The sequence below is a fragment of the Pseudomonas oryzihabitans genome (genome assembly GCF_014522265.1).
Lineage (GTDB): Bacteria > Pseudomonadota > Gammaproteobacteria > Pseudomonadales > Pseudomonadaceae > Chryseomonas > Chryseomonas aestiva.
Map to the genome: position 1 here is coordinate 1,788,311 of NZ_CP017024.1, position 13,024 is coordinate 1,801,334.

Annotated in this window: 12 protein-coding genes; 5 read left to right on the forward strand and 7 right to left on the reverse strand. The window is 64.5% G+C overall.

Translation table 11 applies throughout. The annotated features are described in order from the left end of the window. Positions 1 to 151: 151 nt before the first annotated feature. Entirely contained in the window at positions 152 to 2,293 is a 2,142-nt protein-coding gene (gene katE, locus BGI51_RS08245; RefSeq protein ID WP_187980851.1) for a catalase HPII, read from the reverse strand. 272 nt (positions 2,294 to 2,565) lie between these two features. Here katE and BGI51_RS08250 point away from each other — a divergent pair, with 272 nt between their 5' ends. From BGI51_RS08250 to BGI51_RS08265, 4 genes are all read left to right on the forward strand, one after another. Further along, the gene (locus BGI51_RS08250; protein ID WP_187980852.1) at positions 2,566 to 3,573 is read left to right on the forward strand and encodes a methionine ABC transporter ATP-binding protein; all 1,008 of its coding nucleotides are present in this window, start codon (positions 2,566 to 2,568) and stop codon (positions 3,571 to 3,573) included. Then, positions 3,573 to 4,238, forward strand: a complete 666-nt coding sequence (locus BGI51_RS08255) for a methionine ABC transporter permease (RefSeq protein WP_017639302.1) — start codon at positions 3,573 to 3,575, stop codon at positions 4,236 to 4,238. The genes BGI51_RS08250 and BGI51_RS08255 overlap by 1 nt, the downstream gene beginning before the upstream one ends. A gap of 51 nt (positions 4,239 to 4,289) precedes the next feature. Next, positions 4,290 to 5,072 carry a MetQ/NlpA family ABC transporter substrate-binding protein gene (locus tag BGI51_RS08260; RefSeq protein WP_371913873.1) on the forward strand — a complete coding sequence of 261 codons (783 nt, stop codon included), beginning with the start codon at positions 4,290 to 4,292 and terminating at the stop codon, positions 5,070 to 5,072. A gap of 68 nt (positions 5,073 to 5,140) precedes the next feature. Continuing rightward, positions 5,141 to 5,917 carry a MetQ/NlpA family ABC transporter substrate-binding protein gene (locus BGI51_RS08265; RefSeq protein WP_068384577.1) on the forward strand — a complete coding sequence of 259 codons (777 nt, stop codon included), beginning with the start codon at positions 5,141 to 5,143 and terminating at the stop codon, positions 5,915 to 5,917. Positions 5,918 to 5,979: 62 nt separating this feature from the next. Here BGI51_RS08265 and BGI51_RS08270 read toward each other — a convergent pair whose 3' ends face one another. The 3 genes from BGI51_RS08270 to BGI51_RS08280 all read right to left on the reverse strand — a co-directional run bounded on the left by BGI51_RS08270 (position 5,980) and on the right by BGI51_RS08280 (position 8,825). Next, complete coding sequence (locus BGI51_RS08270) at positions 5,980 to 6,255, reverse strand: helix-turn-helix domain-containing protein (RefSeq protein WP_187980853.1); 276 nt, start codon at positions 6,253 to 6,255, stop codon at positions 5,980 to 5,982. Further along, positions 6,252 to 7,577: a type II toxin-antitoxin system HipA family toxin gene (locus tag BGI51_RS08275; RefSeq protein ID WP_187980854.1), complete on the reverse strand. Its 1,326-nt coding sequence runs from the start codon at positions 7,575 to 7,577 to the stop codon at positions 6,252 to 6,254. The genes BGI51_RS08270 and BGI51_RS08275 overlap by 4 nt, the downstream gene beginning before the upstream one ends. A 99-nt stretch (positions 7,578 to 7,676) precedes the next feature. Then, positions 7,677 to 8,825: an MFS transporter gene (locus BGI51_RS08280; protein WP_187981289.1), complete on the reverse strand. Its 1,149-nt coding sequence runs from the start codon at positions 8,823 to 8,825 to the stop codon at positions 7,677 to 7,679. A 173-nt stretch (positions 8,826 to 8,998) separates the two neighbouring features. On the opposite strand from BGI51_RS08280, the gene BGI51_RS08285 reads away from it, so the two are divergent. Continuing rightward, positions 8,999 to 9,166, forward strand: a complete 168-nt coding sequence (locus BGI51_RS08285; RefSeq protein WP_007161456.1) for a rubredoxin — start codon at positions 8,999 to 9,001, stop codon at positions 9,164 to 9,166. Positions 9,167 to 9,258: 92 nt separating this feature from the next. Here the strand turns inward: BGI51_RS08285 and BGI51_RS08290 are convergent, their stop codons facing one another. The 3 genes from BGI51_RS08290 to BGI51_RS08300 form a co-directional block, all read right to left on the reverse strand. Next, positions 9,259 to 9,534: an HU family DNA-binding protein gene (locus BGI51_RS08290; protein ID WP_017639309.1), complete on the reverse strand. Its 276-nt coding sequence runs from the start codon at positions 9,532 to 9,534 to the stop codon at positions 9,259 to 9,261. 411 nt (positions 9,535 to 9,945) lie between these two features. Further along, the gene (locus BGI51_RS08295; protein ID WP_187980855.1) at positions 9,946 to 11,505 is read right to left on the reverse strand and encodes a SulP family inorganic anion transporter; all 1,560 of its coding nucleotides are present in this window, start codon (positions 11,503 to 11,505) and stop codon (positions 9,946 to 9,948) included. A gap of 211 nt (positions 11,506 to 11,716) precedes the next feature. After that, on the reverse strand, positions 11,717 to 12,424 hold the full coding sequence (locus BGI51_RS08300) for a carbonic anhydrase (RefSeq protein WP_133860378.1): 708 nt from the start codon (positions 12,422 to 12,424) through the stop codon (positions 11,717 to 11,719). Between the last annotated feature and the right edge of the window lie 600 nt (positions 12,425 to 13,024).

Here is a 13,024-nt window from a genome sequence, read left to right on the forward strand (position 1 = left end):
GCGCGCTGATGGCTCGGCCTGTTGGGCTTCGACGATGGAGCCGTCTCAGCCCAACCTACGGAATCATCGTGGCCCCATCTGAGGGCCGCGATAGCCCAAAAGAAAAAAGCCGACCGTCTCGCGACGGTCGGCTTTTTTCATGCCGGTCTGATCAGGCCGGGATGGACTTGATCTTCGGCATCCGTGCCCAGCAACGGTGCTTGGCGATGGCGGCGAAGAAGTCCTGCTGCACCGCCTTGAAGTCGCCGCCGGTGAGCAGCGCCTCGTCGGGGCTCAGATAGACCGCCTTGAGCAGCTGTTCGGCTTCGCCGGTGAGGGCGATGGCCTTGAGGTGCTTGTAGGCTTCCAGCAGGTAGTGCTTGATCACGCCGTCGTCGAGCATGGCCTTGACGCTCTCGGCGCCGCCCGGCACATAGACCGCGTCCAGCGCTACCGAAGGCATGCCCTCGGCCGAGCCATCCACGGCCACTTCGCTGCCGTCGGCCGCCTTGACCGGGCCGGCGGTGGGGCCAAGCACCTTCACGTGGGCACCTTCGGCCTTGAGCGCCTGCTTGATGGCCACCACTTCGCTGGCGATGACGCCGTCACCCACCAGTACCGCCACCTTGAAGCCCTTGATATTGCCGGACAGCAGGTTGAGCTGGCTCAGCGCCGGCGACTTGTCGATGGACACCTTGCGCGGCTGTACGGTGGGCGCGGTGGGCGGGATCACGCCGATCTTCTTGGCGACCTTCTGCGCCAGTTCCAGATCGATGTTGGCAAGGATCTCGTTGACCTGCCGCTCGCGGATCCACATCCGCTCGACCTTGCCCAGCTCGAAGCTGTAGGCATCGGCGACGTGCGACTGTTCGGCTTCCGACAGGCTGTTGTAGAACAGCGTGGCCTGGGAGAAGTGGTCGCCGAAGGTCTCGCTGCGCTCGCGCACCTTGTGGCCGTCGATACGCTCGTAATAGCTCTCGAAACCGCCATCCTGGGGCGCCGGCGGCGTCTCTTTGGGCCAGCCGCCATCGATGGAGTTGGGCTCGTAGGAGGCACGACCCTTGTCGATGGTCATGCGGTACTTGGCGTCGCGCTGGCCGTTGTGATTCGGCACCACCGGGCGATTGACCGGCAGTTCATGGAAGTTCGGTCCGCCGAGGCGGCTGATCTGGGTGTCGGTGTAGGAGAACAGGCGACCCTGCAGCAGGGGGTCGTTGCTGAAGTCGATGCCGGGCACGACGTGGCCGGGACAGAAGGCGACCTGCTCGGTCTCGGCGAAATAGTTGTCCGGGTTGCGGTTGAGCACCAGCTTGCCCAGGGGCGTGATGGGCACCAGTTCCTCGGGAATGATCTTGGTGGCGTCGAGGATGTCCCAGTCGAACTTGTGCTCGTCTTCCTCGGGGATGATTTGCACGCCGAATTCCCACTCGGGATAGTCACCGGCCTCGATGGCTTCCCAGAGGTCGCGGCGGTGGGCATCGGTGTCCTTGCCGGCCAGTTTCTGGGCTTCGTCCCACACCAGGGAGCGCACGCCACCGGCGGGTTTCAGGTGAATCTTGACGAAGACGCCCTTGCCCGCGGTGTTGATCATGCGGAAGGTGTGGATGCCGAAGCCCTGCATGCTGCGCAGGTTCACCGGGATGGCCCGGTCGGTCATGGTCCAGAGCACCATGTGCGCCGACTCCGACACTAGGGAGACGAAGTCCCAGAAGGTGTCGTGGGCGCTGCCGCCGGTGGGAATCTCGTTGTGCGGCTCGGGCTTCACCGCATGGACGAAGTCGGGAAACTTGATGGCGTCCTGGATGAAGAAGACCGGCATGTTGTTGCCGACCATGTCCCAGTTGCCTTCCTCGGTGTAGAACTTGATGGCGAAGCCGCGCACGTCGCGCACGGTGTCACCGGAACCACGCGGGCCCTGCACGGTGGAGAAGCGCACGAACACCGGGGTCTGGTGGTTGGGGTCGCGGAAGAGGGCGGCCTTGGTCAGGTCGGACCAGTCCTGGTAGGGCTGGAAGTAGCCATAGGCACCGGTGCCACGGGCATGGACGATGCGTTCCGGGATGCGCTCGTGGTCGAAGTGGGTGATCTTCTCCCGCATGATGAAGTCTTCGAGCAGGGAAGGTCCGCGGGTGCCGGCGCGCAGCGAATTCTGGTTGTCGGCGATCTTCACGCCGTGATTGGTACGCAGTGCCTGGCCGGTGGCATCGGAACGGAATTGCTCCAGTTGCTCGATCTTCTTCGAGGTGTTCTGGCGATCCTGGGTGTCGGTACCGGCGAGTTCACTCTTGGGGGCGTAGCCATGGAAAGTCCTCATCAGGCGCCTGGAGGGCGCTCTTTGCGTCCCCTACGGAATGTGGGGCGAATTCAGGCAGTCTTCTAGTGACTCGCGGTCCAGAGCCGGTGTTCCGCTTGGCTGAGACGAGGCGACGGGCTGTTCGCCTGGCGCTCGGCCAGGGTCTTGGCTGGCCATATGCCTTTATTGGCGTAATACCCGACAACAAGTGCTAAGCAGATATAAGCGCGCACGTTAAACTGCGCGGCTGGATCACCATCCTGTTGTCTGACGATACCCACAAGGTTTTTCCATTGATCGAATTCCACGCTGTCCACAAGACGTACCGCACGCGCGGTCGCGAGGTCGCGGCGCTCCAGCCGGTCGACCTGAGGATCGAAGCCGGCGAGATCTTCGGCCTGATCGGCCATTCGGGTGCCGGCAAGAGCACCCTGCTGCGCCTGATCAACCGCCTCGAAGCTCCCAGTGGCGGTCGCCTCCAGGTCGATGGCGCCGAGGTCACCACCCTGGGCTCGACCGAGCTGCGCGATTTCCGCCGTCGCATCGGCATGATCTTCCAGCACTTCAACCTGCTTTCGTCCAAGACCGTGGCGGCCAACGTGGCCTTGCCGCTGGAACTGGCCGGCGGCCGCTCGCGGGCGCAGATCGGCCAGCGGGTCGAGGAACTGCTGGCGCGGGTCGGCCTGTCCGACCAGGCGCGCAAGTACCCGGCGCAACTCTCCGGCGGTCAGAAGCAGCGCGTCGGCATCGCCCGCGCCCTGGCCACCGAGCCGAAGATCCTGCTCTGCGACGAGGCCACCAGCGCCCTCGATCCCCAGACCACCGCCCAGGTGCTGCAACTGCTCGCCGAACTCAATCGCGAGCTGGGTCTGACCATCGTGCTGATCACCCACGAGATGGACGTGATCCGCCGCGTCTGCGATCGCGTCGCCGTGCTCGATGGCGGCGCCGTGGTGGAGCAGGGCACCGTCGCCGATGTCTTCCTGCACCCGCAGCACCCCACCACCCGCCGCTTCGTGTTCGAGGCCGAGCATCAGGACGAGACCGAACTGGCCGACGCCTATGCCCATGTCGAAGGCCGCATCCTGCGGCTGACCTTCCGCGGCGAAGCCACCTATGCACCGCTGCTGGGCCACGTCGCCCGGGAGACCGGTGTGGACTACAGCATTCTCGGCGGGCGCATCGACCGCATCCGGGACGAGCCCTATGGCCAGCTCACCATCGCCCTGGTGGGCGGTGACCTGGACGCCGCCCTGGCTCGCTTCCAGGCCGCCGACGTCACCGTGGAGGTCCTGCGCTGATGGACGAACTCTTCAGCAACATCGACTGGGCCGAGATCTGGCAGGCGACCCAGGACACCCTGGCCATGCTTGGCTGGTCCATGCTCTTCACCCTGATCCTCGGCCTGCCGCTGGGCGTGCTGCTGTTCCTTACCAGCCGTCGCCAGCTGCTGGAACAGCCGCTGGTCTACGGCATCCTCTCCTTCGTGGTCAACGTGCTGCGCTCGGTACCCTTCATCATCCTGCTGATCCTGATGATCCCCATCACGGTCTGGCTGATCGGCACCTCCCTGGGCGTCGAGGGCGCCATTCCGCCGCTGGTGGTGGGCGCCGCGCCCTTCTTTGCCCGGCTGGTGGAGACCGCCCTGCGCGAGGTCGACCGCGGCATCATCGAGGCGACCCAGGCCATGGGCGCCAGTCTCTGGCAGATCGTCACCCGTACCCTGTTGCCCGAGGCCCTGCCCGGGCTGATCGCGGCCACCACCGTCACCGCCATCGCTCTGGTGTCCTACACCGCCATGGCCGGGGTGATCGGCGGCGGCGGCCTCGGCGATCTGGCCATCCGTTTCGGCTACCAGCGCTTCCAGACCGACGTCATGGTGGTCACGGTGCTCTTGCTGCTGGTGCTGGTCCAGGTACTGCAGATGGTCGGCGATCGCCTCGTCGCCCATTTCAGTCGTCGTTGATTCAGGCCTCATCCACTCGAAGGTTTTGCACAAGGAAAATCCCCGATGTCGCTGAAACGTACCCTGCTGTCCCTGGCCTTCGGCCTGGGTGTCGCCACCGCCGCCCAGGCCGCCGAGACCCTGACCGTCGCGGTCAATCCGGTTCCCCATGCGGAGATCCTGGAATTCATCAAGCCGCAGCTGGCCAAGGAAGGCGTGGACCTCAAGATCAAGGTCTTCACCGACTACATCCAGCCCGATCGCCAGACCGATCAGAAGCAGGTGGATGCCAACTACTTCCAGACCAAGCCCTATTACGCCAGCTACCAGAAGAGCAATCCGAGCAGCGACCAGGTGCCGGTGGTGGCGGTGCACGTCGAGCCCTTCGGTGCCTATTCGCAGAAGATCAAGGACATCAAGGAGCTGAAGGACGGCGCCACCGTGGCCATCCCCAACGATCCGAGCAACTCCGGTCGCGCGCTGCTGCTGATCGCCAAGCAGGGTCTGATCACCCTGAAGGATCCGAGCAACGTCACCGCCACCCCGCGTGATGTCGTCGAGAATCCCAAGCACCTCAAGTTCAAGGAACTGGAAGCCGCGACCCTGCCCCGGGTGCTGAACCAGGTCGACCTGGCGCTAATCAACGCCAACTACGCCCTGGAAGCCAAGCTGGTGCCGACCAAGGACGCCCTCTTCATCGAGAGCGGCGAGTCGCCCTACGCCAACCTGCTCTATACCCGCGCCGACAAGGCCAATGACCCGGCCATCCAGAAGCTGGCCAAGGCCCTGACCACCCCCGAGGTGAAGCAATTCATCGAGAAGAAGTACCAGGGCGCCGTCGTTCCCGCCTTCTGAGCCTCAGCTCCACCGCCGTCGACGCCCGCAGAGGCGCCGACGGTTCCACCCCGCTTTAGGAAACTGCCATGAAGAAATTGCTCGCCACCGCCGCCCTGCTGGCCGCCAGCCTGACCGCCCACGCCGCCGAGACCCTCAGCGTCGCCGCCACCCCGGTGCCCCACGCCGAGATCCTCGAATTCGTCAAACCCCAGCTGGCCAAGGAAGGGGTGGACCTGCAGATCAAGGTCTTCACCGACTACGTGCAGCCCAACCTGCAGGTCGCCCAGAAGCGCCTGGACGCCAATTTCTTCCAGCACCAGCCCTACCTGGACGAATTCAACAAGAGCCGTGGCACCGACCTGGTAACCGTCGCCCAGGTGCACGTCGAGCCCTTCGGCATCTACTCGCAGAAGATCAAGAAGCTCGACGAAGTCCGCGAAGGCGCCGTCGTGGCCATCCCCAGCGATGCCACCAATGGCGGCCGCGCCCTGCTGCTGCTGGAGAAGGCCGGGCTGATCAAGCTCAAGGACAGCGCCAACATCCTCGCCACGCCCAAGGACATCGCCGAGAATCCCAAGCAGCTCAAGTTCAAGGAGCTGGAAGCCGCGACCCTGCCGCGCGTGCTGAATCAGGTCGACCTGGCGCTGATCAACACCAACTACGCCCTGGAAGCCAAGCTCAACCCGACCCAGGACGCCCTGCTGCTGGAAGGCAAGGAATCGCCCTACGCCAACATCCTGGTCGCCCGCCCGGACAACAAGGACAGCGACGCCGTGCAGAAGCTGGCCAAGGCGCTGAACACTCCGGCGGTGAAGCAGTTCATCGAAGAGAAGTACAAGGGTGCCGTGGTGCCGGCGTTCTGAGCGCCGCCTGACGCTGCCTGACATGAAAAACGCCGGCCCAGTGCCGGCGTTTTTCATGGGGCTCAGCGGCGTTTCAGAGGTATGACGCCCATTCCCAGACCAAAGGGCCGAAAGACCGCCTGCAGCGTCGCCAGGGTGGGATTGCCTTCGTCCTGCTCCAATTGTCGTAGGGTGCGCAGCGAGATACGGGCCATGCGCGCGAAGTCGGTCTGGGTAAGGCCGGTGATCTCGCGGCGCAGGCGCCGGACACCGGCGCCCAGGCTCAGGCGTCCACTCTGTAATCCCTCACGGATATCATCCAGCGTACGTTGCCGCCGCTCTTGATCGTCAAGACTCATAGCAGCCCTGCCTCGCGCAGATGGCTATCCAGGCGCCGCAGCGGAATTTGCGGATGCTCCCAGGTAGTCTGCGGCAATACCGGTTGCAGTAGGTCCGGCAGGGCACGGAGCACCTCGGCGCTCTTCTTGAGGGCATCCCACAGCCGTTCCGGATCGTCCCACTCGGCCAGTAGCCGACAGGCTGCATGCCAATCGACAACGCCGGCCTGTTCGACGGGCATGGGCCATTTGCTGGTTCGGGTGATGCCTTGTTCGTCCATAACCATGGGGGCGAGGTCGTACAGGGGGGCCAGACGAACACCACGCTCATCGCGCAGGATGGCGGTATTGCGACCGTGGTTGTCACTGTTGCCCAGCAGTTGATTGAGCAGGTCACGCCGCAGGTAATCATCCAGCAGCGCCGGTATCCCCTGGTCCTGATTGGCTGCGCGCCAAACCCTGGTCAGGGCACCGATGGCGTCAAGATGATTCAGATAGCTACCGGGTACCAGAGTGTGAGTCAGGGAATAGAGGGATTCAACGGCCAGACGCTCCACCCCTCGGGGGCTGGTGCAGCGGTCGAAGCGTGGCATCCAGAGGCTGGGACGTCGGCCTTCTTCCAGGGCGAGTCCGCTGGCGGAAACAGTCTCCAGTCCTAGGGCGTTCAGGGCTTGATAGTAGCAGTGCTCGCTGCGCAGGATGTCCTGGTCGGTGGCGCTGGCTCTGTTGCGTGGGAATTTCACCAGCCAATGTCGGCAGGCCAGGTCATCGGGCAGAGTGGCATCCGGATGGAGCAAGCCCTGAGGATCTTCCGCCAGCAGCAGCTTGGGTGCATCGCCACCTGCACCGGTTGCACCGCCGATGGCAGCACCTTGCTCATAGGCATATTCCAGAAAGCCCTGATCGCGAGCGACGACCTGTTCACGGGTAAAGCCCACGGAGAGTGTCTGCGCAGGCTCATCTAGCGACTCACGAATTCGCAGATGGCCGATGGGCGCTGGCGTGCAGCGGGATAACAGCTGAAAGTCGGTCTGAGCAGCTTCCTCTGTGCTCAGTCCAAGGCGAGGGAGCAGAAAACGGCGAGCGGCGCCGGCCGGGAGAATGTCATGGAGAAACGCCGGCCAATGGGGCAGGCGCTCGACCTCCCAGCTCAAAGGCAGGTTAGCGCTCACTGCGGCAGCCGTAGGCGTGCCGAAATCGTCGAGATGATCGCTCAGGTAGGCAGCCAGATAGCTGAGGGTGCAGGCGCCTTGTTGGGGACCTTGCCTGGGATCATCGAAAACCAGGCGCAAGGCATCATGCCAATGCCCGGTCAGATAGGTTTGAACCACCAGCGTACTCACGGACGACCTCCGGCAATATACTGCCGGTGAGTATCAGCTCTTGACGTAATATCGGCAATATAGTGCTGTAGCAACGGTTCTCAGGAATAAAATTAGGCATTAAATTGCCGTTTTAGCGGTAACCGGCACGCTGCCCCGGCGGCTGACGATCACCAGCAGCACGGCGGCGCCGATGGCCATCAGCAGCGGCACGGCATGGCCGGTGAGCCACTGGCTGGCGGCGCCGGTGACCAGCGGACCGACCAGGCAGCCGAGTCCCCAGAGCTGGGCGATGCAGGCATTGGCGCTGACCAGTTCGGCATCGCGATAGCGCTCGCCGACCAGGATCAGCGCCAGGGTGAAGAGACCGCCGGCGGTGGCGCCGAACAGCACCAGCAGCGGCCAGACGCCCGGGGTGTGCAGCAGCAGTGGCAGGGCCAGGCTGACCGCCAGCAGGCCCAGGGTGCAGCCCAGGAACAGCCCCTGGCGTGAGAGGCGGTCGGCGAGCAGCCCCAGCGGCAGTTGCAGCAGGGCATCGCCCACCACCACGGCGCTGACCATGTACAAGGCCAGCTGCTGGCCGAAGCCCTGGTTGAGGGCATAGACCGGCAGCAGGGTAAGGATCATCGCCTCGAAGCAGGCGAACAGCGCCACCGCCCAGGCGATGGCCGGAGCGCCGCGGCAGAAGTCCAGCAGCGCCCGCCAGGCCGCGGTATGGCCGCCGGCCGCCGGCGCACCCCGGCGACCGAGCAGCAGGGTGGCGCCGCCGAGCATGAGCAGGGCACCGAGCCAGAAGCCCTGGTCGCCTTCGGTACCCAGCACCCCCAGCAGCAGCGGGCCGGCCAGCTGGCTCAGGGCATAGCTGCTGCCATAGAGGGCCACCAGGCGGCCGCGCCAGCGATCGGTGATGACCTGGTTCATCCAGCTTTCACCGAGCACGAAGATCAGCGTGAGGATGGCGCCCAGGGCCAGGCGCAGCAGCAGCCACAGCAGATAGCTGGGCAGCAGCGACAGCAGGATCAGCGAGGCGGCGCCCGTCACCAGGCACAGCTGCATCAGCCGCGGTGTGCCGACTCGCGCGGCCAGGCGTCCGGCCAGGCTGGCGCCGGTGAGGATGCCGAGGGCCGGCGAGGCGGCCATGACGCCGATGGCGAAGCTGCCATAGCCCCAGCCCTCCAGCCGCAGCGAGACCAGCGGCATCGACAGGCCGATGGCCAGGCCGACGCTGATGACGCTGCCCAGCACGGCGAAATAGATGGCCCAGGGCATGGGCGCTGATGAGGAATTCATGGGCGCAGCCTAGCTGATGGAGACAGGGGGTGGACAGTCGCCAGGCGCAATCATGGCGCTCCGGGTATCAGTCGGGCTCCGGCACGGTTGGCCTTTGCCAGGCTTTCGCGTAGCGTTCGCGCTACCTGAAGCCGGTTGGGAGATAACAGAACATGCGGAAATGGCAGTGCATCGTGTGCGGCTATATCTATGACGAAGCCCTGGGCTGGCCGGACGACGGCATCGCGCCGGGGACGCGCTGGGAGGATGTGCCCGAGGATTGGCTGTGCCCGGATTGCGGCGTGGGCAAGGGCGACTTCGAGATGATCGCCATCGGCTGATCACCCCGCTCCGCGTCCTCCACGCGGACACAAAAAAGGCATCGCAGAGGCGATGCCTTTTGGCTGCAGCGGCGATCCGTGCCGCCTCATGTTCAGCCTTCGATGCTGTCCTTCAGCGCCTTGCCGGGCTTGAACGCCACCGTGTTGCTCGCACGAATCTTGACCGGCTCGCCAGTCTGGGGATTCTTCCCCATGCGGGCACCGCGGTGACGCGGCAGGAAGGTGCCGAAGCCGACCAGGGTAACGCTGTCCTTGCGGTGCAGCGCATTCGCGATCTCGTCCAACAGCGTGTTGAGCACGACGTTGGCCTGTTCCTTTGGAAGTCCGACTTTTTCAGCGATCACCGTCGCCAATTCAGGCTTGCGCATAGCTACCTCTCGTGGGGTCATTTTTAGCCGTGTGGGCGTCGCATGGCTTTCCTGGCAAAGCGATTACCCCGAGATAGAGGGTGGCCCGACACAAAGATCGTTGGTGCGACAAAAGTCGAACCAGATAGCGTTATAAGGCAAACCCGAGAAGAGCGAAAGTTAATTAGCAGACTATTAGCCGTTGGTAGGATGACCGACGCCAACTTGGGCATTTATCAGTCAATTCAGGCGCTTTTTGTGGACAGAATGTCCACTTTATGGGGTGGCCTTTGCATGTCACTGGGACGCTGCGAGGCTCTGGCAAGCCAGTATCGCGATCAGCGATCGCGCTGGCGGTCCGGCCCTCCGTCGGCGGACCCTGGCGCTGGATGAAGCGTGGCGGAGCGCCGCCTGGCTGCTCCGCCACCCGGATCAGGCCGGTGCCTGGGTCGGCATGACCGGTTGACCCGCCGGTGCCTGGCCTTCCAGGCGCCGCTCCAGTGCCTTGGGCTCGATCACCAGGCGCATGCCATTGCTGGCCTGGGTCCGTCCCCAGTCTTCCAGCAGCTCCATGCAGGCGTGATCGATATAGGAGACGCGCTCCAGGGGCACGTGCAGGGTAGTGCCCGGCTTGACCTGCTCCAGCACCTTGGTCAGCTGGGGCACGCGCAGGAAGGTCGCGGCGCCCACCAGGCGCAGATCGGCCTGGTCCGGCTGGTCTTCGCGATAGGTCAGGCTGACCTTGAGCTGGGCCGCCTTGACCGCCAGGAAGGCGATCGACAGGCCAAAGCCCACCAGCACCCCGGTCAGCAGATCGGTGGCGACGATCATCAGGGCGGTCAGGGCATAGATGACCATGGGCGTCCGGCCATAGCGCTTGAGTCCGGTCAGCGACTTGGGATCGGCCAGCTTGACGCCGGTGAACACCAGCACGCCGGCCAGGCTCGCCACCGGCACCAGCTTGAGCACGAAGGGCAGGGCGGCGACGAAGGCCAGTAGCCAGAGGCCATGCAGGATGGCGGAGGCGCGACTGGTGGCGCCGGCCTGGACATTGGCCGAGCTGCGCACGATGACCCCGGTCATGGGCAGCGCGCCGACGGCGCCGCAGAGCAGATTACCGATCCCCTGGGCACCCAGTTCGCGGTCGAAGTGCGAGCGCGGTCCGTTGTGCATGCGGTCCACCGCGGCGGCCGAGAGCAGGGTCTCGGCGCTGGCAATGAAGGCCAGGGCCAGGGCGGCCACCACCAGTTCGGCGTTGACCAGCATGCCGAGGTCGGCGAAGGTCACCCAGTCGATGGCGTCGGCCAGGTTGTTGGGCACTTCCACCCGGCGGATGTCCAGCGCCAGCCAGAGACTGGCCAGGGTCGCCAGGGTCACGCCGATCAGGGCGCCGGGCAGGAAGCGCAGCGTCTGTGGGCGGAATTTCTCCCACAGCCACATGCTGGCGATGGTCAGCAGCCCGATCAGCGCCGCCTGGGCGCCGCTGCCACTGCCGTTCCACTGGCCCGCCGCGGTGAGGGCGGCGCCCGGGAAGGCCAGCAGGTTGGAAAGACCCGAGGCCGCCGGTTTGGCGTCCAGCATCACATGCAGCTGCGAGAGCACGATGAGGATGCCGATGCCGGCGAGCATGCCGTAGACCACCGCCGGTGAGGTGACGCGGAACCAGGCGCCCAGCCGGGTGAAGCCGGCGATGAGTTGCAGCAGGCCGGCGAGCAGCAGTACCGGGCCCAGCGCCTCGATGCCATGGCGGTTGATCAGGTCGAACACCAGCACCACCAGGCCGGCGGCCGGACCGCTGACCTGCAGCGGCGAGCCGGCGAGAAAGCCGACCACCAGGCCACCGATGATGCCGGTGATGATGCCCTTGGCCGGCGGCATGCCGGAGGCGATGGCGATCCCCATGCACAGCGGCAGGGCGACCAGAAACACTACCAGTGAGGCCAGGGCGTCGCGCGACAGGTTGCGCCCCGGGGTCTGTTGATTGCCAAGCATGGTCCTGGTCCTCCAGCGACTAGGAAAAAGGGTGCCCGCGCGTCATATCACGTCATATGACACGGTTCGGGATTCAGGCGGCTAGCGGCTAGGGTGGGCGATCCCCATGGAGCCCCAAGGTGGGATCGTCCGGCGCAGTGCGCTGTTATGGAGACGGGCCGAGCGACCCGTCTCGGGGCGGCCAGCCGGCGAACCGGCTGGCCGTGGTGGATCAGGCCGGTTGCAGGCGCGGACGCGGGGTGGCGACCGGCATGTTTTCGCCATCCAGGGGCAGGAAGCGCTCCTGCTGGGCGTCGTATGCCTTGATCTCGCTGGTCTCAATGGAATAGACCCAGCCGTGAATCTGCAGCTGACCGCTGGCCAGACGCGACGCTACCGAGGGGTGGGTGCGCAGGTGGACCAGCTGGGCCACCACGTTTTCCTCGGTGAGGAAGCCCAGGGTGCCGCCGTGGCCGCAGTCGCAATGGCCATGGTCTTCGACCACGGTACGGGCGACCTCGGCATGGCGCAGCCAGACCTTTACCGTCGGCATCTTTTCCAGCGGATCGGGATTGAGTACGGCTTTCATGGCGCCGCAGTCGGAGTGGCCGCAGATGATGATGTGCTTCACGCCCAGGGCCACGACCGCGTACTCGATGGCAGTGGACACGCCGCCATTCATCTGGCCATAGGGGGGTACCACGTTGCCGACGTTACGGGTTACGAACAGATCGCCTGGCGAACTCTGGGTGATCAGTTCCGGGACGATGCGCGAGTCGGCGCAGGTGATGAACATGGCCTTGGGCGACTGCGCACTGGCGAGTTTCTTGAACAGCGCTTCCTGTTCGGGAAAGACATCCTGGCGGAAACGCTTGAAACCATCGACCAGCTGCAGGAGGGCCTCGTCGGGTGCGCCGAAGGTATCCGTGTTGTCGCTCATCTGTTTCTGACCTCTTCTCAAGTACGCAATGGCAGCGGCAAGCGCTGGTTAGTGGCTAGACGCCCCTGGCATCGCCTCGATACGCCCCGGCCCTCTGGGGGTGCTGGTGGCTTCATTGTCTGGCGGTCCATCGCGTATCCGGGCAGCGTCCTGGCACCCGGCAGGTCATCTTGGTGACCTCAACCTTAATCCACGCTGAAACAATAGCTCGTGACGGACAACGCAGAAGATATTTCAAACTTATACTGAGATCATCCAGCCATTATCGCTGCACGATCAGCGCTTTTAGACCTTTTATCGGCACGAAGCCGGAATATAGGCGCCGAATCGCGCTTTTCCCCGTGAAGAAAACGTGAATCGCGATAGCCGAACAGATTTCCTTGGCGATCAGGGGCTTGCGAGAGATGTGCAAAAATGTGAACGCAATGCCGCTGGGGGAAATCGAGCGTCTTTCGCCCACTTTGCCTCCGGCCTGTGATCTGCGGCACAGTGCCGCAGCCTAGACCTTTCGCCAGCCTTTCAATAGCTCCGATGCCCTATAGGACAAGGGTTTGCGGCCTTTGCTCGACAGGGGTGGAGAAATCCGGTCCGACAACGGAC

Coding starts and splice junctions, on each gene's coding strand:
- katE (WP_187980851.1), bottom strand. CDS start 2,293: ATGAGGACTTTCCATGGCTACGCCCCCAAGAGTGAACTCGCCGGTACC.
- BGI51_RS08255 (WP_017639302.1), top strand. CDS start 3,573: ATGGACGAACTCTTCAGCAACATCGACTGGGCCGAGATCTGGCAGGCG.
- BGI51_RS08265 (WP_068384577.1), top strand. CDS start 5,141: ATGAAGAAATTGCTCGCCACCGCCGCCCTGCTGGCCGCCAGCCTGACC.
- BGI51_RS08270 (WP_187980853.1), bottom strand. CDS start 6,255: ATGAGTCTTGACGATCAAGAGCGGCGGCAACGTACGCTGGATGATATC.
- BGI51_RS08280 (WP_187981289.1), bottom strand. CDS start 8,825: ATGCCCTGGGCCATCTATTTCGCCGTGCTGGGCAGCGTCATCAGCGTC.
- BGI51_RS08285 (WP_007161456.1), top strand. CDS start 8,999: ATGCGGAAATGGCAGTGCATCGTGTGCGGCTATATCTATGACGAAGCC.
- BGI51_RS08290 (WP_017639309.1), bottom strand. CDS start 9,534: ATGCGCAAGCCTGAATTGGCGACGGTGATCGCTGAAAAAGTCGGACTT.
- BGI51_RS08295 (WP_187980855.1), bottom strand. CDS start 11,505: ATGCTTGGCAATCAACAGACCCCGGGGCGCAACCTGTCGCGCGACGCC.
- BGI51_RS08300 (WP_133860378.1), bottom strand. CDS start 12,424: ATGAGCGACAACACGGATACCTTCGGCGCACCCGACGAGGCCCTCCTG.